General features: G+C 71.8%; 21 protein-coding genes and 1 pseudogene. 14 read left to right on the top strand and 8 right to left on the bottom strand.

Going from position 1 to position 19,083, the window contains the following annotated elements; genetic code table 11:
- Positions 1 to 7: 7 nt before the first annotated feature.
- The 4 genes and pseudogenes from BJY28_RS05940 to BJY28_RS05925 form a co-directional block, all read right to left on the bottom strand.
- A complete protein-coding gene (locus tag BJY28_RS05940; protein WP_179462182.1) occupies positions 8 to 586 on the bottom strand; it encodes a tripartite tricarboxylate transporter TctB family protein in 579 nt (192 codons plus the stop codon).
- Between the two features lie 61 nt (positions 587 to 647).
- Positions 648 to 1,513, bottom strand: a pseudogene (locus tag BJY28_RS05935) (tripartite tricarboxylate transporter substrate binding protein).
- A gap of 325 nt (positions 1,514 to 1,838) precedes the next feature.
- Positions 1,839 to 2,165, bottom strand: a complete 327-nt coding sequence (locus BJY28_RS05930) for a hypothetical protein (protein WP_179462181.1) — start codon at positions 2,163 to 2,165, stop codon at positions 1,839 to 1,841.
- The gene (locus tag BJY28_RS05925) at positions 2,162 to 2,374 is read right to left on the bottom strand and encodes a hypothetical protein (protein WP_179462180.1); all 213 of its coding nucleotides are present in this window, start codon (positions 2,372 to 2,374) and stop codon (positions 2,162 to 2,164) included. The genes BJY28_RS05930 and BJY28_RS05925 overlap by 4 nt, the downstream gene beginning before the upstream one ends.
- Before the next feature lie 96 nt (positions 2,375 to 2,470).
- Here BJY28_RS05925 and BJY28_RS05920 point away from each other — a divergent pair, with 96 nt between their 5' ends.
- Complete coding sequence (locus tag BJY28_RS05920; protein ID WP_218913029.1) at positions 2,471 to 3,376, top strand: LysR substrate-binding domain-containing protein; 906 nt, start codon at positions 2,471 to 2,473, stop codon at positions 3,374 to 3,376.
- 95 nt (positions 3,377 to 3,471) lie between these two features.
- Positions 3,472 to 4,056 (top strand): GIY-YIG nuclease family protein, encoded by a 585-nt coding sequence (locus tag BJY28_RS05915; RefSeq protein ID WP_179462178.1) that lies wholly within the window; start codon positions 3,472 to 3,474, stop codon positions 4,054 to 4,056.
- Between the two features lie 77 nt (positions 4,057 to 4,133).
- Here BJY28_RS05915 and BJY28_RS05910 read toward each other — a convergent pair whose 3' ends face one another.
- Positions 4,134 to 4,352: a hypothetical protein gene (locus BJY28_RS05910; RefSeq protein WP_218875216.1), complete on the bottom strand. Its 219-nt coding sequence runs from the start codon at positions 4,350 to 4,352 to the stop codon at positions 4,134 to 4,136.
- 168 nt (positions 4,353 to 4,520) lie between these two features.
- Between BJY28_RS05910 and kdgD the strand changes: the two genes are divergently transcribed.
- The 5 genes from kdgD (at position 4,521) to BJY28_RS05885 (ending at position 9,154) form a co-directional block, all read left to right on the top strand.
- Positions 4,521 to 5,438, top strand: a complete 918-nt coding sequence (gene kdgD, locus BJY28_RS05905) for a 5-dehydro-4-deoxyglucarate dehydratase (protein WP_179462176.1) — start codon at positions 4,521 to 4,523, stop codon at positions 5,436 to 5,438.
- A gap of 60 nt (positions 5,439 to 5,498) precedes the next feature.
- Positions 5,499 to 7,031, top strand: a complete 1,533-nt coding sequence (locus BJY28_RS05900; RefSeq protein ID WP_179462175.1) for an aldehyde dehydrogenase (NADP(+)) — start codon at positions 5,499 to 5,501, stop codon at positions 7,029 to 7,031.
- A complete protein-coding gene (locus tag BJY28_RS05895; RefSeq protein ID WP_179462174.1) occupies positions 7,028 to 8,398 on the top strand; it encodes an enolase C-terminal domain-like protein in 1,371 nt (456 codons plus the stop codon). The genes BJY28_RS05900 and BJY28_RS05895 overlap by 4 nt, the downstream gene beginning before the upstream one ends.
- A 101-nt stretch (positions 8,399 to 8,499) precedes the next feature.
- Positions 8,500 to 8,649 (top strand): hypothetical protein, encoded by a 150-nt coding sequence (locus BJY28_RS05890; RefSeq protein WP_179462173.1) that lies wholly within the window; start codon positions 8,500 to 8,502, stop codon positions 8,647 to 8,649.
- A gap of 136 nt (positions 8,650 to 8,785) precedes the next feature.
- Positions 8,786 to 9,154, top strand: a complete 369-nt coding sequence (locus BJY28_RS05885; protein WP_179462172.1) for a hypothetical protein — start codon at positions 8,786 to 8,788, stop codon at positions 9,152 to 9,154.
- Positions 9,155 to 9,226: 72 nt separating this feature from the next.
- Here the strand turns inward: BJY28_RS05885 and BJY28_RS05880 are convergent, their stop codons facing one another.
- Both BJY28_RS05880 and BJY28_RS05875 read right to left on the bottom strand, forming a co-directional pair.
- On the bottom strand, positions 9,227 to 9,835 hold the full coding sequence (locus BJY28_RS05880) for a dienelactone hydrolase family protein (protein WP_179462171.1): 609 nt from the start codon (positions 9,833 to 9,835) through the stop codon (positions 9,227 to 9,229).
- 18 nt (positions 9,836 to 9,853) lie between these two features.
- The gene (locus BJY28_RS05875; RefSeq protein WP_179462170.1) at positions 9,854 to 10,879 is read right to left on the bottom strand and encodes a 1-aminocyclopropane-1-carboxylate deaminase; all 1,026 of its coding nucleotides are present in this window, start codon (positions 10,877 to 10,879) and stop codon (positions 9,854 to 9,856) included.
- A 117-nt stretch (positions 10,880 to 10,996) separates the two neighbouring features.
- Between BJY28_RS05875 and gndA the strand changes: the two genes are divergently transcribed.
- The 4 genes from gndA to BJY28_RS16785 all read left to right on the top strand — a co-directional run bounded on the left by gndA (position 10,997) and on the right by BJY28_RS16785 (position 14,039).
- On the top strand, positions 10,997 to 12,436 hold the full coding sequence (gene gndA, locus BJY28_RS05870; protein WP_179462169.1) for an NADP-dependent phosphogluconate dehydrogenase: 1,440 nt from the start codon (positions 10,997 to 10,999) through the stop codon (positions 12,434 to 12,436).
- A 30-nt stretch (positions 12,437 to 12,466) separates the two neighbouring features.
- Complete coding sequence (locus BJY28_RS05865) at positions 12,467 to 13,597, top strand: winged helix DNA-binding domain-containing protein (RefSeq protein ID WP_179462168.1); 1,131 nt, start codon at positions 12,467 to 12,469, stop codon at positions 13,595 to 13,597.
- An 82-nt stretch (positions 13,598 to 13,679) separates the two neighbouring features.
- Entirely contained in the window at positions 13,680 to 13,790 is a 111-nt protein-coding gene (locus BJY28_RS16790; RefSeq protein WP_343036987.1) for a VOC family protein, read from the top strand.
- 54 nt (positions 13,791 to 13,844) lie between these two features.
- Positions 13,845 to 14,039 (top strand): VOC family protein, encoded by a 195-nt coding sequence (locus BJY28_RS16785; RefSeq protein ID WP_343037161.1) that lies wholly within the window; start codon positions 13,845 to 13,847, stop codon positions 14,037 to 14,039.
- A gap of 122 nt (positions 14,040 to 14,161) precedes the next feature.
- Here BJY28_RS16785 and BJY28_RS05855 read toward each other — a convergent pair whose 3' ends face one another.
- Positions 14,162 to 14,701 carry a GNAT family N-acetyltransferase gene (locus tag BJY28_RS05855; RefSeq protein WP_179462167.1) on the bottom strand — a complete coding sequence of 180 codons (540 nt, stop codon included), beginning with the start codon at positions 14,699 to 14,701 and terminating at the stop codon, positions 14,162 to 14,164.
- 128 nt (positions 14,702 to 14,829) lie between these two features.
- Between BJY28_RS05855 and BJY28_RS05850 the strand changes: the two genes are divergently transcribed.
- From BJY28_RS05850 to BJY28_RS05840, 3 genes are all read left to right on the top strand, one after another.
- Positions 14,830 to 16,569, top strand: a complete 1,740-nt coding sequence (locus BJY28_RS05850) for an HNH endonuclease signature motif containing protein (protein WP_179462166.1) — start codon at positions 14,830 to 14,832, stop codon at positions 16,567 to 16,569.
- Between the two features lie 369 nt (positions 16,570 to 16,938).
- Positions 16,939 to 18,441, top strand: a complete 1,503-nt coding sequence (locus BJY28_RS05845) for an NAD-dependent malic enzyme (RefSeq protein ID WP_179462165.1) — start codon at positions 16,939 to 16,941, stop codon at positions 18,439 to 18,441.
- Positions 18,442 to 18,567: 126 nt separating this feature from the next.
- Positions 18,568 to 19,071: an NAD(P)-binding protein gene (locus BJY28_RS05840; protein ID WP_179462164.1), complete on the top strand. Its 504-nt coding sequence runs from the start codon at positions 18,568 to 18,570 to the stop codon at positions 19,069 to 19,071.
- The last annotated feature ends 12 nt before the right edge of the window (positions 19,072 to 19,083 follow it).

Here is a 19,083-nt window from a genome sequence, read left to right as displayed (position 1 = left end):
CGAGTCCTCAGATGAGGTGGGGCAGCGGGATGCGCAGGCCGTAGAGGAAGAGGAGGTAGAAGGCCGCGACCGTGCAGACCGCGACGACGATGCTCATCCGCCAGGACTCGCCGCCGAGCCAGCGCAGCCAGACGATGCACAGCGCGACCGAGGGGATCTCGAAGCCGATGAGCGGCATGAGCCAGGCAAGCAGGGCGAAGGTCACCAGGCCGATGAGCGGCAGGATGCTGGAGCGGGTGAAGCGCTCGCTGTCCTGCAGGCCGCGGCCGCTGATGAGCAGGCCGGCGGAGAGGATGGCGATGACGACCGAGACGGCGAAGGGCCACAGGCCGGGGCCGGGCGCTCGCAGGTCGCCGAGGCCGTAGCCGTAGGAAAGGGCGGCGCCGAGGACGCCGATGCCGAGGGCGACGAGCGCGCCGACGACCTGGTAGCCGGGGCCGCCGGCCGGGGGGCGCTCGTCCTCGAGCTCCTGGGCGACCTCGCGCTCGATCTCGGCGAGGACGTCCGGCTCGGCGGTGGCGCCGGCCGTGGTTCCGGAGCTAGGGCTGGCGCTGCTCCCGGCGCTGGTGGGCTTCTCGGTGCTCATGGCCTGGTCCTGTCTGTGCTCCGTGTCGTGGCGGGGTCGGGGGCGGACGCGTCGGGGGCGGTCACTCGGTGCCCATGTCGAGGTCGTACTTCTCGATGAGGTCGGCGTAGCGCTGGTTGTCGAGCTCGAGCTGCTCGACGACCTCCTCGCCGGTGATCTCCATCGGGGTGAGGCTGTTCTGCTCGTTGAACTCCTGGTACTCGCTCGTCGCGAAGGTCTCCTCCATCCCTTCGGCGAGACGGTCCTGGACCTCCTGCGGGGTCCCCTTCGGGACGGTCATGAAGCGGTACTGGTAGACCTCGACCGGCAGGCCCTGCTCGGTGGCGGTGGGCACGTCCGGCAGGTACTCGATGCGCTCGGGGCTGAAGACCGAGAGCGGGGTGAGCTCGCCGGACTCGATGTTCTCGATGGCCTCGCCGATCTGCAGGCAGGCGGTGTCGACCTGGCCGCCGAGGACCGCGGTGAGGGCGGGGCGCCGCCGTCGAAGGGGACCGCCTCGGCGGGGGCGCCGGAGCTCTTCATGGTCAGGCCGCAGGAGAGCTGGGCGCCGGTGCCGATGCCGGTCGTGGCGTAGGTGACGGTGGAGCCGGCGCTGCTGATGTCGTCGAGCGAGGTGTAGCCGCTGTCGGGGTTGGTGACCATGACGTAGTCGTCGCGGGAGATGCCGCCGACGACCTCGAAGTCGTCGATGTCGGTGACCTCGTCCTCGGCGACGGCCAGCGGGGTGATAGCGAAGAGGGAGGCGTTCTGGATGGAGATCGTCGAGCCGTCGGCGTCGGCGACCGCGGTCTCGGCGGCGGCGAGGGCACCGTTGGCGCCCTCGCGGTTGATGACGGCGAAGGTGCCGCCGAGCGACTCGGAGAGCCCGTTGCCGACGGCGCGGCTGATGAGGTCGCTGGAACCGCCGGGCGAGGCGCCGACGTACATCTCGACCGTGCCGCGCGGGTACTCCTGGCCGTCGCCGCCGCCGGGGAGGGTGGTCTTGACGCCGCCGCACGCGCTGAGGGTGAGGGCGGTGACCGCGGCGAGCGCGGCGGTGCGGGTGATCGAACGGGGCATCGTTGCTCCTGCTGGTCCACGGGGGTCCGTCGTGCTCACCGACCGTAGGGGCCTGCTGTGATGCCCGTCCAAGCCTTCTTCGGCATGGAGTGGTGCTCTTGGGGTATCGCGATGGCGGTTCGGAGCTTTGTGGCGCTGAGTGACGGGTCGGGCGCGGTTGGTGCGGTCCGGAGCCGGTCGGGGGCTGCCCTTGTCAGGCGCGGTGCTGGCTCTCCCAGTCGTCCGGGCGCCGGACCAGGTCACGGGCGGCTGCCGCGATGCGCCGGCGGAAGGTGGGCTCGTCGATCTCGTCGTCGTCCCGCCCTTCGCCGACGAGCAGGTCGGCGTCGAGGACGAGGTCCTCGCCGGCGAAGAAGACCCGTTGCAGGATCGCGTAGCGGACCGTGTCACCGATCCTGGCGTCGCACTGCATGAGCGCGTAGAAGTCGCGGCGGAAGCTCTGGGCGTCACTCGCTCCGTCGAGGTAACGGCGGAAGAGGTCGGTGTAGGCGGCGTCGGTCACGCCCGGGTCGTCGGTCATGGACTGGGCCGCAGAGCGTCCGCAACCGCACGCCCCTGCTCGATGGAGAAGCCGGTGCGGGTCGCGTACTCGCCCTCCCCCAGCTCGGCTATCGCCTCGAGGATGTTGGCCCGTAGGAAGCGCCGCCCGTCGTCGTCCATCGTGAGCGTGAGTCGCTCGCCCGCGGCCACGTCGATCTGCATCTCGCCCTCACCTCGCTGCTGGCCCACGAGGCGAGTCTCCCTCAGCGCGGCGGACGGCGGGTGCGGATCTGTGCGGTGCTCGTGCGCGGGACCTGGTGCCGGCGTCAATAGCCTGGGCCCGTGATGACTCTCGATCAGGTCCGGTGCTTCGTCGCGGTGGCCGAGGAGCTGCACTTCGGCCGGGCGGCGGAGCGGCTGTCGATGACGCAGCCGCCGCTGTCCCGGCAGATCCAGCGGCTGGAGCGGTCCGTGGGCGCGCGCCTGCTGGACCGGGACAACCGCGGGGTGGCGCTCACCGGGGCCGGAGTCGCCTTCCTCGACGAGGCCTACCGCATGCTCTCGCTGGTCGAGGGCGCCGGTGACCTCGCTCGTCGGGTGGATGCCGGGGCGGCCGGGGTGGTGCGGCTGGGCTTCACCGCGGTGTCGGCGATCTCGGTGCTGGGGCCGCTGCTGCGGCGGCTGTCGACGGAGCTGCCGGACGTGGAGGTGATCCTCTCGGAGCGGGTGAGCAGCGCCCAGGAGGACGGGATCCGCCGGGGCGAGCTGGACGTCGGGCTGGCACGGCCGCCCTTCGACACGGATCTGCTCGACTCGCAGGTGGTGCTGCGCGAGCCGCTCATGGCGGTCGTCCCGACCGGGCACCGCCTGGCTGGGCTGGGGCGGCCGCTGGTGCCGTCGGATCTCGAGGGCGAAGGGGTGATCGGCTACCACCCGCAGCAGTCGCGCTACTTCCACGAGCTGTTGGTGCGCTTCTTCGGGGCGAGCCAGCCGCGCGTCGATCAGCGCGTGCACCAAGTGCTCACGGCGATGCTGCTGGTGTCCGCCGGGCGCGGCATCGCGCTTGCGCCAGCTTCAGCCGGTTCGCTCGGGGTGGCGGGTGTCGAGCTCGTCGGTCTGGACCACGGCGGTGGGGATGACCGGGTCGACGCCGATCCCGAGCGCCCGGTGGAGCTGTACGCGGTGTGGCGTCGGGGAACCGTCAGTCCTGTGGTGCGAAGGGTGCTTCGGGTTGTGGGCGCGATGTCCTGAACGAGAGGAGTCGACGTCTCCAACCCGAAAGCCACCTCTCAACCAACGCGTCCACCTAGTCTGCGATCCACCACCATCGAGAGAGGAACCCCGACATGGCCGACGCTCTGGAGACGCAGCAGAGGTCGAAGTCCGGCTTCATCCGCTCCTACGGGATGTTCTGGGACGCAGCCGAGGTCGACTGGCGCGGTGAGGAGACGAGGCCGCACAAGGAGCTGCTCGGGAGGATCGGGCAGAGGAACCCTCGCCTACAGGTCGCGAACTTCTGGAAGCAGCGGGGCATCTACGTGCTCTACAACGACCACGGCCCCTACTACGTGGGCAAGACCGTCGGTGGCGGGATGACTCTGGGGAAGCGGCTCAGCCAGCACTACCTGGGTCTCAACGGAAGCCCTCACCGCGGAAAGTGGACTAGATTCTCCTGGTTCGGCTGGCACGGCACTCTCAAGAGCACCGACGAGCGAGGCCTCCAGAACCTGCGCGCTCTGCCCAAGAAGCTGCTCACGGACTCGACGCACACGGTCCACGACATCGAGTCGCTGCTGATCTGCACGCTCGGGACGATCCATGTCGGCAATGCCCGAGAAGAGGCCTTCACCGCTGCAGCGCGATGGGAACAGATCTGGCACCACGAGCGAGACCACTACCTGACGAAGGTGGAGTCGCGGCTGTACGCGTGAGCAGCACCGATGTCGTGGGCGACGGAGATCGCCTCCCGTCACGTCGTCGACCGTGACGTGCCCTGACACGGCACGGGTCAGATCCCGGGGAACACCGAACGCAGCACCTGCATGAGCTCACGAGCCATCTGCTCGTCGATCTGCAACGACTGGCTGCTCTTCGGGCTGCTCTCCCGGCCATCAGACCCGAAGGTCGACAGATGCAGGAGCCGACGACCGGACCCGTCCGTGACTGTCTGGTAGAAGCAGTCCACCTCGCTGGGGTGAACCTTGATGTCCTGAGAACCTCGCTCCACAGATCTGACCCTGGCCATGAGTCGAGGGTAGGTGGCGAGCGCATGATCGCCACGAGGGCCGGTGTCCATACCTCCAAAGCATCACCCTATCCAAAACCGGGCTTGGACAGGCATCGCACACCCTCCCTAGCGTGAGCGACACACCCGCCTCCCACCCAAGGACGTGCCGTGACCGACTACAGCCCGACCGACCTGGCGGCCCAGCTCAAGAGCGGGCTGCTGTCCTTCCCAGTCACCCCCTTCGCCGACGACCTGAGCCTCGACCTGCCGACCTACCGGACCCACCTGTCCTGGCTGGCCGAGCACCCGGTCGCCGGGCTCTTCGCCGCCGGCGGCACCGGTGAGGGCTTCAGCCTGAGCCTCGCCGAGACCGAGGAGGTCGTGCGCACCGCGGTCGACGAGGTCGCCGGCACCGTGCCCGTCCTCGCCCCGGCCACCGGTTCCACGGTCAAGGCGATCCAGCAGGCGCGGACCGCCGAGGCGGCCGGCGCCGACGGCATCCTGCTCATGCCGCCCTACCTCACCGAGGCCAGCCAGGCCGGCCTGCAGGAGCACATCAGCCGCGTCTGCCAGGCCACCGGCCTCGGCGTCGTCGTCTACTCCCGCGCCAACGCGGTCCTCGAGGACGAGACCGTCGCCCGCCTCGCCGACGCCAACCCCACCCTCATCGGCCTCAAGGACGGCGTCGGCAACGTCGAGCGGATGACCCGCACCTACGCGAAGGTGGGCGACCGCCTCATGTACGTCGGCGGCCTGCCCACCGCCGAGACCTTCGCGCTGCCGCTGCTCTCCCTCGGCGTCAGCACCTACTCCTCGGCCCTCTTCAACTTCGTCCCCGGCTGGGCCATCGACTTCTACGACGCCGTCCGCCGCCAGGACCACACCGAGGTCTACCGCCTGCTCAACGACTTCGTCATCCCCTACCTGGACATCCGCGACCGGCAGGCCGGCTACGCCGTCTCCATCGTCAAGGCCGGGCTCACCTCGATCGGCCGCCCGGCCGGCCCGGTCCGCCCGCCGCTGACCGACCTCACCCAGACCGAGGTCGGCGAGCTCGGCGCCCTGATCGACAAGATCTCGGCCTGACCGGCACCCTCGAGACGACCGCCGCACCGCGCCCACCCCCGCGACCGCTGAGAGGACCCCATGACCACGGACGCCCAGACCACCCAGCCCCGCTCGATCATCGCCGGTGACGACGGGGGCACCCCCGACGTCGCCGCCGCGACCACCGCCGCGCAGGAGGCCTTCGCCACCTACCGCGCCACCACTCCCACCGAGCGCGGCGCCTTCCTCGACGCGGTCGCCGACGCCATCGAGGCCGACCGTGACGCCATCGCCGCCGCGGCCGTCGCCGAGTCGCACCTGCCCGAGGCGCGGATCGCCGGAGAGGTCGGGCGCACCACCGGACAGCTGCGGATGTTCGCCGCGGTCGTCCGCCAGGGCGACCACCTCGGCGTGCGCATCGACCCGGCGATGCCCGAGCGCACCCCGCTCCCCCGCGCCGACATCCGCCAGCGGCAGGTGCCGCTCGGCCCGGTCGCCGTCTTCGGCGCGAGCAACTTCCCCCTCGCCTTCTCCACCGCCGGCGGCGACACCGCCTCCGCGCTGGCCGCCGGCTGCCCGGTCGTCGTCAAGGGCCACCCGGCCCACCCGGTTACCGGCTACCTCGTCGCCCGCGCCGTCAGCCGCGCCGTCGCCGACGCCGGCCTGCCCGCCGGGGTCTTCTCCTTCCTCCTCGCCGGCGACAGCGGCACCAGCGAGATCGACCTCGGCCAGTCCCTCGTCCAGGACCCGCGGATCACCGCGGTCGGCTTCACCGGCTCCCGCGGGGCCGGGCTCGCCCTGGCCCGCAGCGCCGCGGAGCGCGAGGTGCCGATCCCGGTCTACGCCGAGATGTCCTCGATCAACCCGGTCGTGATCCTCCCCGGCGCCCTCACCAGCGACCCCGCCGCGCTGGCCGAGGCCTACGTCGGCTCGCTCACCCTCGGCTCCGGCCAGTTCTGCACCAACCCGGGCCTGCTCTTCCTGCCCACCGGCGAAGGGGGCGATGCCTTCCTCCGCGCCGCCGCCGAGGCGGTCGCCGCCTCCACCGGCACCCGGATGCTCACCTCCGGCATCGCCGACGCCTACGCCGAGGGCACCGCCCGCCAGCAGTCCGCCGCCGACGTCGAGGTGCTCGCCACCGGCAGCCCCGGCGACGGCGACGACGCCCCGGCCCCGCAGCTGGCCGCCGCGGCCGGCACCGACAGCCCGGTCGTCACCGACGAGGTCTTCGGCGCCGCGGGGGTCGTCGTCCGCTACTCCTCCACCGACGACCTGCTGCGCCACCTCGCCGGGATGGAGGGCCAGCTCACCGCGACCCTGCACCTCGACGAGGACGCCGAGGCCGACCTCGACGCCGCCCGCGCGCTGCTGCCCGCCCTGGAGTCCCGCGTCGGGCGGATCCTCGTCGGCGGCTGGCCGACCGGGGTCGAGGTCGGGCACGCGATGGTCCACGGCGGCCCCTACCCGGCCACCTCGGACAGCCGCAGCACCTCCGTCGGGTCGCTGGCCATCGAGCGCTTCCAGCGGCCGGTCGCCTACCAGGACCTGCCGAGCGCCCTGCTGCCCGAGGCGATCCGCGACGACAACCCGTGGGGCCTGACCCGCCGCGTCGACGGCGAGCTGGAGCGATGACCCAGCCCGCCGCAGCCCCGGCCCCGGCGTCGCTGGCGACGCCGACGATCGTCAGCGTGCAGGTCGTCCCGGTCGCCGGGCACGACTCGATGCTGCTCAACCTCAGCGGCGCGCACGGCCCCTTCTTCACCCGCAACATCGCCATCGTCACCGACTCCGACGGCCGCGAAGGTGTCGGTGAGGTGCCCGGCGGCGCCGCCATCCAGACGACCATCGAGGACGCCGCGCAGATCCTCGTCGGCGAGCCGGTGGTCCGCTACCGCTCCCTGCTGCGGGAGGTGGCGGCCGCCTTCGCCGACCGGGACTCCGGGGGGCGCGGGCTGCAGACCTTCGACCTGCGCACCACCGTGCACGCGGTGACCGCGATCGAGTCGGCGCTGCTCGACCTCGCCGGGCAGCAGCTCGGCGTGCCCGTCACCGAGCTGCTCGGTGACGGGCAGCAGCGCAGCCACGTGCCGATGCTCGGCTACCTCTTCTACGTCGGCGACCCGGACGCGACCGACCTGCCCTACCTGCGGGAGCGCGGTGGGGACGGCGGCGCCGACGGCTGGGAACGGGTGCGCCGCGAGGAGGCGATGACGCCCGAGGCGGTCGTCCGTCTCGCCGAGGCCGCCCAGGCCCGGTACGGCTTCGCCGACTTCAAGCTCAAGGGTGGCGTTCTGCCGGGCGAGCAGGAGGTCGCCGCGGTCACCGCGCTGCACGAGCGCTTCCCCGACGCGCGGATCACGTTGGACCCCAACGGAGGCTGGCTGCTCGACGACGCGGTCCGGCTGCTCCGCGACGCCGGCGACGTGCTCGCCTACGCCGAGGATCCCTGCGGGGCCGAAGGGGGCTACTCCGGCCGGGAGGTCATGGCCGAGTTCAAGCGGGCGACCGGGCTGCGGACCGCGACGAACATGATCGCCACCGACTGGCGCCAGATGGCGCACGCGGTGAGCAGCCACGCCGTCGACATCCCGCTGGCCGACCCGCACTTCTGGACGATGGCCGGCTCGGTGCGCGTGGCCCAGCTGTGCCACGACTTCGGTCTCACCTGGGGCTCGCACTCCAACAACCACTTCGACGTCTCGCTGGCGATGTTCACCCACGTCGGCGCGGCTGCGCCGGGCGAGATCACCGCGCTGGACACGCACTGGATCTGGCAGGACGGTCAGGGCCTGACGACCGACCCGCTGCAGATCCGCGACGGCGCGATCGAGGTGCCCAGCGCACCGGGGCTCGGGGTGACGCTCGACCGCGACCGGCTCGCCGAGGCGCACGCGCTCTACCTCGAGCACGGGCTCGGCGCCCGCGACGACGCCGCAGCGATGCAGTACCTCGTCCCGGGGTGGGAGTTCGACCCGAAGCGGCCCTGCCTCGTGCGCTGAGCTGGTCAGCGCTGTGGGTGACGTGCTCCGTTCCGGTGGAAGGGAGCACGGACCTGGCCTAGCCTGCTGAGGACGCAGCACGCGACCGACAGGGGGCCGCCATGGCGACACGCACGAACACGACGACCGGGGCCACGGCGGTGGCGACGTGGAGCTCCGTCACGCGGGGCGACACCGTGCAGAAGTGGGCCGACGACATCGCCGCCTACGAAGCCTCCCACGACTACCGCGACCCCACCGGCAGCCGCTGACATGCCGCCCGACGCCAACCCGCAGCGGGTCCCGCAGCTCCAGTCCGCCATCGCTCAGGCGTGCGTCGACGCTGCGACCCCCGGCTGGCAGAGCATCGACATGACGGCTATGGCAGTCGCCGGCGTTGGATCCTCCATGGCGTGGGCTCGGCGGCTTGACGGCGACGAGAGCCTGCTCGTCGATGGGCTGACGCGCGAGGATCTCGATCTGCAGGACGCGATGTACCAACGGGGCACTGGCACGTGGTTCTCCTTCACCTGCACCATCAACGCCGACGGCGCCTACCACTTCACCTTCAACTACGACGAGCACGTCCCCTTCGCTGACGGTGAGGAGCCTCTGCGCGACTCCTGGATCAAGGAGCTGCGCCGACACCCCCGGCCCTGGCACCTCATCCCCGACTGGCACCCCGTCAAGCACGACTACACCGAGCAGCAGTGGGCCGACGACATCGCCGCCTACGAAGCCTCCGACGACTACTGCGACCCCACCGGCCGACGCTGACATGCCTGCACCGGACCCGGTCAGCGAGATCGTCCCGCCACCCTCCAACTGGGCAGCGACGAGGAGCCAGCCTCAGAGACGCGCCAGCAGGCCCCGCACCCGCTCGACGACGAGCGCGGTAGCCGCCGCGTCGTGGTCCGGCAGCGAGGAGTCGACGAAGAGGTGCCCGTCACCGGGATAGATGAAGAGCTCACCGTCGCTCGTGGCAGCGACGAGGTCACGGGCCGCGTCGATGTCCCCTTCGCCGGCGAAGAAGGGATCTCGCTCGGTGCCGTGGACCTGCACCGGGACGCCCGCGGGCCAACCTGGCCCGGGCTCCTCGCTGCCGAGCTCCGCGCCGCCGAACGCCTCGGTGGGCACGCAGGCCGCGATGAGGACCGCGCCCTCGGCGCCGGGGCGGGTCTGCGCGAGCCGCTGCGCCGGCATGACCCCGAGGGAGATGCCGATGTAGACCAGCTCGTCGGGCAGCGTGGCCACGAGCTCGTCGGCCATCGCCATCATCGCCTCCGGGCCTCCACGCGACTCCAGCGCCGCGAAGCCCTCTTCGATCGAGTCGTAGGTCTCCCCGTCGAAGACGTCCGGAGTGTGCACGGTGTGCCCGTCCGCCCTGAGCGCGTCGGCGAGCGCGCGCAACCCCTTGGTCAGGCCTTGCACGTGGTGGAACAGCAGGATCTCGCTCATGGTGACTGCCCGACAGCCTCAGGCCGGGTCCCACAACCCGTGGTACGCGTTGATCGCCGGCTGCCCGCCGAGGTGCGCGTAGAGGACCGTCGAGTCCGCGGGGATCTCCCGCGAGCGCACCAGGTCCATCAGCCCGGCGAGCGACTTCCCCTCGTAGACCGGGTCGGTGATCATCGCCTCCAGCTGCGCGCCGGCCGCCATCGCCGCCATCGTCGAGTCCACCGGGATGCCGTAGAGGTCGCCGGCCCACCCCTCGAGCACCTCGATCTCCTCGTCCCGCACGTCGCGTCCGAGCTCGATGAGCTCGGCGGTGTGCCGGGCGATCCGGGCCACCTGGTCGCGGGTCTTGTCGATCGTCGCCGAGGCGTCGATGCCGATGACCCGGCGCCGCACCCCGGTGACCTCCTCCAGCGCCGCGAAGCCGGCGATCATCCCGGCGTGCGTCGAGCCGGTCACCGTGCACACGACGATGGTGTCGAAGGTGACGCCGAGCTGCTGCTCCTGCTCGGCCACCTCGAAGGCCCATCGCGCGAAACCCAGTCCCCCGAGCCGGTGCTCGCTCGCCCCGGCCGGGATCGGGTAGGGCACCCCGCCGGCCTCCTCGACCTCGCGGATGGCGTCCTTCCACGAGTCCCGGATCCCGATGTCGAAGCCGGCCGGGTCGAGCCGGCTGTCGGCGCCCATCATCCGCGAGAGCAGGATGTTGCCGACCTGGTCGTTGGTCGGGTCGTCCCACGGCACCCACTTCTCCTGCACCAGCCGGCAGCCCAGCCCGAGGTGGGCGGCGACGGCGGCGACCTGGCGGGTGTGGTTGGACTGGTAGCCGCCGATGGAGACGAGGGTGTCGGCCCCCTTCGCCAGCACGTCCGGGACGATGTACTCGAGCTTGCGGGTCTTGTTGCCGCCGAAGGCGAGCCCGCTGCTGACGTCCTCCCGCTTGGCCCACACCTGCGCCCCGCCGAGGTGGTCGGTGAGCCGCTTCAGGTGGTGCACCGGGCTGGGGCCGAAGGTGAGCGGGTGCCGGGGGAAGTCGTCGAGCCTCATGCCGGCGAACCTACTCCCCGGCGGTGTCCGGGAGGTTCCGGCAATGGGACCGCGGCTCGCCTGGCTGCCCCTCGTGAACGGTCCTAGCCTGGAGAGGCCACCGCGAAAGGACCCCGCATGCCTCAGGCCACCGCCACCATCGGCGTCGTCGGACTCGCCGTCATGGGCAGCAACCTCGCCCGCAACCTCGCCAGCCGCGAGGGCAACACGGTCGCCGTCTACAACCGCACCACCGCCAAGACCGACGAGCTGATCGCCGAGCACCCCGAGGCCGGCTTCGTGCGGACCACCACCGTTCAGGAGCTTGCCGACAGCCTGCAGCGACCGCGCACGGCGATCATCATGGTCAAGGCCGGGGCGGCCACCGACGCCGTCATCGACGAGCTCACCGAGGTCTTCGAGCCGGGCGACATCATCGTCGACGGCGGCAACGCCCTCTTCACCGACACCATCCGCCGCGAGGCCGCGATCCGCGACACCGGCATCCACTTCGTCGGCTGCGGCATCTCCGGCGGCGAGGAGGGCGCCCTCAACGGGCCCTCGCTCATGCCCGGCGGCCCCGCCGAGTCCTACGAGACGCTCGGCCCGATCCTCGCCTCGATCGCGGCCGTCGCCGAGGACGAGCCCTGCGTGACCCACGTCGGCACCGACGGCGCCGGCCACTTCGTGAAGATGGTGCACAACGGCATCGAGTACGCCGACATGCAGCTCATCGCCGAGGCCTACGACCTCATCCGCCGCGGCACCGGCAAGAGCCCGGCGGAGATCGCCGACGTCTTCCAGGAGTGGAACTCCGGCGAGCTGGCCTCCTACCTCATCGAGATCACCGCCGAGGTGCTGCGGCAGACCGACGAGGCCACCGGCGAGCCGCTCGTCGACGTCATCCTCGACGCGGCCGGCGCGAAGGGGACCGGTGCCTGGACCGTGCAGACCGCGCTGGACCTGGGCGTGCCGGTCTCCGGGATCGCCGAGGCCGTCTTCGCCCGCTCGCTGTCCTCGCGGCTGGGTCAGCGGGAGGCCGCCCGCGGGCTGCCCGGCCCCTCCCAGGAGTGGACCGTCGACGACCCGGAGACCTTCGTCGAGGACGTGCGGCAGGCCCTCTTCGCCTCGAAGATCGTCGCCTACTCGCAGGGCTTCGACGAGATCGCCGCCGGGGCGGCCGAGCACGGCTGGGACATCGCGAAGGGGGACGTCGCGAAGATCTGGCGGGCCGGCTGCATCATCCGCGCCCAGTTCCTCGGGCGGATCACCGAGGCCTACGCCGACGACCCGGACCTGTCCGCGCTGCTGCTGGCGCCGTACTTCCGGCAGGCGCTCGGCGAGGCCCAGGAGGCGTGGCGGCGGGTGGTGGTGACCGCGGCGCAGGCGGGCATCCCGGCGCCGGGCTTCTCCTCGAGCCTGGCCTACTACGACGGGCTGCGCGCCGAGCAGCTGCCCACGGCGCTGATCCAGGGGCAGCGGGACTTCTTCGGCGCACACACGTACCGGCGCACCGACCGGGACGGGGTCTTCCACACGCTGTGGTCGGGGGACCGGTCCGAGGTGTCGGCGGACTGAGCTGTCGGTGGTGAGGGCTAGCGTCGGGGCATGACCCGCTGGAGCCTCGACGACGTCGCCCGGATGCGGCTGCTCTCCCAGCGGCTGGTCTCCCTCGAGGCGGCAGGCGCGGCGGGGTCCGGTCAGGCGGACGCCGGTGCGAGACCGGTCGACGTGGTGCGTCACCTGACGTGCACGCAGGGGCAGGACTGGCCGGGGTCGACGACGTCGGTGGCGCTGCGCACCTCCCGGCGCTCGCTGGCCGAGGTGCACGCCGCCTACGACGCCGGCGAGATCGTGCGCTCCTGGCCGATGCGCGGGACCCTCTTCGTCGTCGCCGCGGAGGACCTCGGCTGGATGCTCGACCTCATGGGCGCGGCGACCCAGCAGGCCACGGCGCGGCGACGCGCCGAGCTGGGGCTCACCGATGAGCACCTGGGTCGTGCCGAGGCGCTGGCCGGGGCGACGATCCCCGCCGAGGGGCTGACCCGCGCCGGGCTGCTCGCCGTGTGGGAGGAGGCCGAGCTGCCGGTGGACTCCGGTCGCGGGTACCACCTCATCTTCCACCTCGCGCTCTCCCAGATCCTCTGCCTCGGACCGACGTGGGTCACCGAGGGCGGGTCGGTGGAGCAGCGGTTCGTGCTCAGCGAGCGGTGGCTGCCGCCGCAGACGCCGCTGGCACGCGAGGAGGCGGTCGCGCGGTGGTGCGCGCGCTACCTGCGCAGCCACGGGCCGGTGACCGACAAGGAGTTCCTCTGGTGGAGCAAGCTGCTGCGCCGCGACATCGCCCCGGTGCTGGAGACGGCGACCGCCGAGCTGACCAGCATCAAGGTCGGCGGCGCCCGGCACTGGGTGGATCCGCTGGTGCTGGAGGCGTACGGCTCGCGGAAGCGGGCGACGAGCGCGCCGCTGCTGCTGCCGGGCTTCGACGAGATCGTCCTCGGCTACGGCGACCGCTCCGCGGTGATGACCGACGCGCAGGAGCGCGAGCACGTCGTGCCGGGCAAGAACGGGGTCTTCCGACCGACCGTGATCCGCGCCGGGCGAGCGCTCGGCACGTGGCAGCGGGCGAAGGGGAAGAGGGCCGCGAGCGACCCGGTGGTGGTCACCCCCTTCGGCGGGGTGCTGCCCGGTCCGGTGGAGAAGGCGCTGCCGCGGCTGACGGCGGGGCTGCCGCGGTGAGGCGTTCGGGCTGCCGCCACTCTCGGAGGGGCTGTCGCTGGCGCGGAGGGGCGCTGTCGGTGGTCGGTGCCAGGGTCGGCGCATGACAGAGCACACTCATCACGCGATCGACTACGTCGAGCTCGGCGCGACCGACCTCGACGCGGCCAAGACCTTCTACGAGAGCGCCTTCGGCTGGACCTTCACCGACTAGGGGCCGACGTACGCCGGCTTCCAGCGGCTCGGGGCACCCGGCGAGGCCGGCGGCATCACCACCCAGAGCCCGCCTTCGACGGACGGACCGCTCGTCCTGCTGTGGTCCGACGACCTCGACGCGTCGGTGGAGGCGGTTCGCCAGGCGGGCGGCACGGTGACCGACGGGCCCTACGAGTTCCCGGGCGGGCGCCGCTTCCACTTCCACGACCCGGCAGGCAACGAGCTCGGGGTGTGGTCGACGACCTGAGGGAGGCGATGACCGCGCGATGCACGACTCCGCGCCAGCGGGTTCGGTACCAGACTCTCCTCATGTCTAGTGCAGGAGCAATAGCACCGGATAGGAAGGCATCGGCGTGATGCGCGGCTGGCTCACAGCCTTGACGTGTCGCTGGGCTCTGCCTCGGCGACGAAGAGGATGGTCGACGTGTCGTAGTAGTCCGTGGTGGTCCCGGCAGGGCGCATCCCGATGCGCTCGCACACGGCCTGGGAGGCGTGGTTGTCGGGACTTGTCACGGCGACGACCCGCGGCAGGCCGGAGCCGAGCAGGTGGTGAAGGACCGCTCTCGCCCCCTCGGTGATGTATCCCTGCCCGCTGTGCTCGGGGTGCGCGCGCCACCCGATCTCGACGTCGTTCAGGGCGACGCCTTCCGACGCGGGGATCGGCTGGGCCATGACGAGGCCGACGACGCAGCCGTCTCCGAGTCGTTCGAGGGCGACGATGCCGAGGGTCGGGTCGTCGTCGAAGCGGGCGAAGCGGGCGACCCGCGCCGGGACCTCGGACTCGTCCTCGAGCACCTGGGTCGGGATGAACCGACGCAGCTGCTGGCTCTGGTGGATGGCCAGGATCGCGTCGACGTCGCCCATGTCGAAGGGGCGCAGCCGGAGCCGGGCGGTGGCCAGCGGGATCACCGACTGATCGTCTCAACCTGGGCGCCGCGCGGGCCGTGACAGTGCACATGCGTGGCGACGAGACACCGACGGTCCACAGCACCAGAAGGTGGGCTGACGCTGTCGGTGGTCGCACGTATGTTCGGTTCATGGCAGGCGACACGCTCGTGCAGACCCCGGAGGCAGCCACCTCCGGTGTCGACCGGTGCGCCGGCGGGGTCTGCGGTCAGCTGCACGCGGGGCTGGACCTGCTCGACCACGAGCTCGACGCGCTGGCACGCGCTCGCGGGGTCACCTCGCACGACCTGGCAGCAGTGCTGCGGGAGCTGACGCGGCTGGTCAACCGGACGCAGGCGTTGCGTGACAAGGGTGCCGCGATCGCCAGCGCCGCCCGCGCCGACGAAGCAGGTGGGGCGCGGACCCCGGCAGCGTGGGTGGCTGGGGTGACCGGCACTGACCCGCGCACGGCGCACCGCCAGGCGCGACGGGTGGAGGCCCTCGGCGAGGGCCTCCTCGGGACGGATCTGAGCGATACGACAGAGGTGGGCGGTGACATGGCCGGTGGATCGGCGCCGGACGGACCGGCGTCTGACGGATCGGGTGTCGGTGGAGAGGGCGCTGGAGGGCCGACCGGCCCGAGCGGTCCGTCCGACACGGACCCTGCCGAGGCGGCGACGTCACCGCGGGCCGGCCTGTCACTCGTGGCACGGGCACAGCTGGCGGGCGATCTCTCGCCGGAGCAGGTCGACGTCATCACCGGGGTCATGGGTGACCTGCCGGACGGGACCGGCGCCGAGGTCCGAGCGCGGTGCGAGGTCGAGCTGGTGCGCCTGGCCAGGGGGCGCGCGCCGCGGGATCTACGACGCCTGGCCGCGCGCGTGCTGGAACGAGTCACCGGCGACACCGCCGCGGCCGACACCCACGAGAGCACCGTCGTCACCCGCGAGGAGGACGCCGCGTGGGAACGGTGCTCGTTCTGGATCAAGGACAACGACGACGGCACGATGTTCGGGCAGTTCACCGTGCCCACCGTCCCCGGGCTGGTGCTGAAGAAGGTCCTCGACGCGATGTCCTCCCCACGCCGGCGCACACCGGCACGAGACAGCGGCAATGACTGCGACAGAAGCACCGGGGTCGACGGGCGCAGAGGGGTCGACGGAAGCACAGGGCGTGCCTCTTCGGGGGCGAACGACGGCGCCGAGCCCTCCTGGTACGACCCGTCGATGACCTGGAAGGACCGTCGCCTGGCTCGGATGCGTCGCCAGGGCCAGGACCTCGCCACCCTGCTCACCCATCTGCCGACCGACCACCTGCACGAGAAGACCGCCGCCACCCTCGTCGTCACCACCCGCCTGCACGACCTGCAGAAGGGCGCCGCCGGCACCGGCCAGAGCGGCCCGAGCACCCCGCAGCGAGGCGCGACCGGGTCAGGCTCACCAGGTGCGGAGTCGAGCGTGCCGAACTTGCAGGCACCAGGGTCGAACGGGACGCGGTCCGGCGGCCCCAGGGTCGGAGCCAGCGACACCGGTCACCCTGTCTCCGCCGGGCAGCTGCGACAGCTGGCGTGCGCGGCCGGGATCATCCCCGCCGTCCTCGGCACCGACGGGCAGCCGCTCGACCTCGGCCGTCAGACCCGCTTCTTCACCTCGACCCAGCGCGCCGCCCTGGCGACCAGGTACGACACCTGCGCGATCGGCGGCTGCGACGTGCCCTTCGCCTGGTCCGAGATCCATCACCTCGCCGCGTGGCGGTCCGGCGGCCGCACCGACCTCGACAACGCGGTCCCCCTCTGCGGGCACCACCACCGCCTGCTCGACCGCGGCTACCACGCACAGATCAGCCGTGACGGTCCTCGACGACGGCTCACCCTCGTCCGCGACCGACGGTGACACCGCGTGATCAGCACCGTCTGACCTCGGTGCCGCCCTCACCCCAGCGACGAGCTCACCGCAGGGCCGCCCTCACTCCAGCGTCATGCTCACCTCAGCGCCGCCCTCGCCTTGACGCTGACCGACGGCGAGCACCACGGTCAGCTCCACCCGCACCTGAGGCTCGACCATCTAGGACCATCGCGGCAGCGCCGCGACGCTCCGCCCTTCACGTCGAGTCGTGCTCCGCCCTTCACGCCTGGTCGTCTCCGCCACACGCCTGGTCGCCTTCGCTCCATCTCCACGCGCAAGCTGCGGTAGGCCTCACGCATCGCAGGTGACCGGCCAGCCGAGGTCACGCGACGAGCCGAGCAGTGAGACCCTGGTCACATGTCCCCCGCTGCCACGCCGTCGTCGTACTCGATCACCGTCCGCCTGCACACCAGCCCCGACCACGCGGTCGTCGGTCAGGTAGCCACGAAGATCGCCGAGCAGGGCGGCATCGTCACCGCCATCGACGTCGCCGACTCCCGCCACGACCGGCTGGTCGTCGACGTCACCTGCTCCGGCTTCGACTCGGCACACTCCGACGAGCTCGTCGCCGCCGTCGAGCAGGTCGAGGGCGTCAAGGTGCACAAGGTCTCCGACCGCACCTTCCTGCTGCACCTCGGCGGCAAGATCGAGGTCCGCTCCAAGGTCCCGTTGCGCACCCGCGACGACCTCTCCATGGCCTACACCCCCGGCGTGGGGCGGGTCAGCTCGGCCATCGCCGAGCAGCCCGAGGACGCCCGTCGCCTGACCATCAAGGGCAACACCGTCGCGGTCGTCACCGACGGGTCCGCCGTCCTCGGCCTCGGCAACATCGGCCCCGAGGCCGCCATGCCGGTCATGGAGGGCAAGGCTGCTCTCTTCAAGCGGTTCGCCGACATCGACGCCTGGCCGATCTGCCTCGCCAGCCAGGACCCCGACGAGATCGTCCGCGCCGTCGAGCTCATCGCCCCCGGCTTCGGCGGGATCAACCTCGAGGACATCGCCGCCCCGCAGTGCTTCGAGATCGAGCGTCGGCTGCGCGAGAGCCTGGACATCCCGGTCTTCCACGACGACCAGCACGGCACCGCCATCGTCGTGCTCGCCGCCCTGCGCAACGCCCTCCGGGTCGTCGACAAGGACCTCAGCACCGCCCGGATCGTCGTCTCCGGGGCGGGTGCTGCCGGCACCGCCATCGTCACCCTGCTCATGGCCGCCGGCGCGCAGGACGTCGTCATGTACGACCGCGAGGGCTGCCTCTCGCGTGACGACGACAGCCTGCCCCCGGCGAAGGCGGAGCTCGCCACCTGGACGAACCCCCGCCAGGTGCGCGGCGACCTGCAGGCCGGGCTCGACGGCGCGGACGTCTTCATCGGGGTCTCCGCGCCCGGCATCCTCAAGGCCGACTGGATCCGCGACGACATGGCCGAGAACCCGATCGTCTTCGCGCTCGCCAACCCCGACCCTGAGATCGACCCCGGCGAGGCCGCCCCCTTCGCCGCGGTCGTCGCCTCCGGGCGCTCCGACTACCCCAACCAGATCAACAACGTGCTCGCCTTCCCCGGGGTCTTCCGCGGGCTGCTCGACGCCGACGCCGAGGACGTGACGATCGAGATGCTCATCCGGGCCGCCGACGCCATCGCCGGCGTGGTCACCGACGAGGAGCTCAACGCGAGCTTCATCATCCCCAGCGTCTTCCACTCCGACGTCACCGACGCCGTCGCCACCGCGATCGCCGGCGACGGCAAGAGCGCCAGCGACGGCGGCGGGGCCACCCCCCGGAGCAAGGGTCGTGGCAGCGCAGGCGCGCGGGTCTCCTCGCCCAGCGACGCCGACGCCATCGAGCAGGTGGGCACCACCCCCTGACGAAGCGGCCGCATACCCCTACCCGCTTCCAACGGCGCACCCCGAACTAGTTCGGCCGAACGAGATCGACGTCGAGTTCACCAAGTCACTGGCTCGCTACCTGTCGGTAAATTACTCTTCGGTAGCATGAACACCATTCCAAGTCGTCGCCATGTGCTCTCCGGCCTGGCGGGCGCCGGGGCAGCGACGCTGCTGCACCCGGGCGTCGCCTCGGCCGCCAACGCGGACGAGCCCGACGAGGTCGACTACGTCGTCGTCGGCTCCGGCCCGGGCGGCTCGCCAGTCGCCGCGCGTCTCGCCGAAGCGGGCTTCACCGTGGCCGTGCTCGAGGCCGGCCCGGCGCACGGCAACCAGACCTACTACAAGATCCCGGCGCTGTGGCCGCGCACGGTCAGCGACCCGCAGGTGCGCTGGGACTACTACATCCGCCACTACAGCGACGCCAGCAAGCACGGCGAGCAGTTCGTCCCGGAGCAGGACGGTGTGCTCTACCCGCGCTCGGCGACCATCGGCGGCTGCACCACCCACCACGCGATGGTGACGATCAACGCCTCGCCGGACGACTGGCGCAGCCTGCAGGACGCGACCGGCGACCGCACCTTCCACCCGGACCGGATGTGGGAGCACTGACAGTCGGTCCTG

It is taken from the genome of Janibacter alkaliphilus (genome assembly GCF_013408565.1).
GTDB lineage: Bacteria > Actinomycetota > Actinomycetes > Actinomycetales > Dermatophilaceae > Janibacter > Janibacter alkaliphilus.
The sequence above is the reverse complement of the archived record's forward strand: the minus strand, read 5'-3'. Positions and strand labels throughout refer to the sequence as shown.

Bases quoted from the DNA above. Each gene is read 5' to 3' on its own strand.
- BJY28_RS05885 (WP_179462172.1), top strand. From the start codon at position 8,786: ATGGCGTGGGCTCGGCGGCTTGACGGCGACGAGAGCCTGCTCGTCGAT.
- BJY28_RS05850 (WP_179462166.1), top strand. From the start codon at position 14,830: ATGGCAGGCGACACGCTCGTGCAGACCCCGGAGGCAGCCACCTCCGGT.
- BJY28_RS05940 (WP_179462182.1), bottom strand. From the start codon at position 586: ATGAGCACCGAGAAGCCCACCAGCGCCGGGAGCAGCGCCAGCCCTAGC.
- BJY28_RS05875 (WP_179462170.1), bottom strand. From the start codon at position 10,879: ATGAGGCTCGACGACTTCCCCCGGCACCCGCTCACCTTCGGCCCCAGC.
- BJY28_RS05930 (WP_179462181.1), bottom strand. From the start codon at position 2,165: ATGACCGACGACCCGGGCGTGACCGACGCCGCCTACACCGACCTCTTC.
- BJY28_RS16790 (WP_343036987.1), top strand. From the start codon at position 13,680: ATGACAGAGCACACTCATCACGCGATCGACTACGTCGAGCTCGGCGCG.
- BJY28_RS05890 (WP_179462173.1), top strand. From the start codon at position 8,500: ATGGCGACACGCACGAACACGACGACCGGGGCCACGGCGGTGGCGACG.
- BJY28_RS05900 (WP_179462175.1), top strand. From the start codon at position 5,499: ATGACCACGGACGCCCAGACCACCCAGCCCCGCTCGATCATCGCCGGT.
- BJY28_RS05880 (WP_179462171.1), bottom strand. From the start codon at position 9,835: ATGAGCGAGATCCTGCTGTTCCACCACGTGCAAGGCCTGACCAAGGGG.
- BJY28_RS05840 (WP_179462164.1), top strand. From the start codon at position 18,568: ATGAACACCATTCCAAGTCGTCGCCATGTGCTCTCCGGCCTGGCGGGC.
- BJY28_RS05915 (WP_179462178.1), top strand. From the start codon at position 3,472: ATGGCCGACGCTCTGGAGACGCAGCAGAGGTCGAAGTCCGGCTTCATC.
- BJY28_RS05845 (WP_179462165.1), top strand. From the start codon at position 16,939: ATGTCCCCCGCTGCCACGCCGTCGTCGTACTCGATCACCGTCCGCCTG.
- gndA (WP_179462169.1), top strand. From the start codon at position 10,997: ATGCCTCAGGCCACCGCCACCATCGGCGTCGTCGGACTCGCCGTCATG.
- BJY28_RS05865 (WP_179462168.1), top strand. From the start codon at position 12,467: ATGACCCGCTGGAGCCTCGACGACGTCGCCCGGATGCGGCTGCTCTCC.
- BJY28_RS05920 (WP_218913029.1), top strand. From the start codon at position 2,471: ATGACTCTCGATCAGGTCCGGTGCTTCGTCGCGGTGGCCGAGGAGCTG.
- BJY28_RS05895 (WP_179462174.1), top strand. From the start codon at position 7,028: ATGACCCAGCCCGCCGCAGCCCCGGCCCCGGCGTCGCTGGCGACGCCG.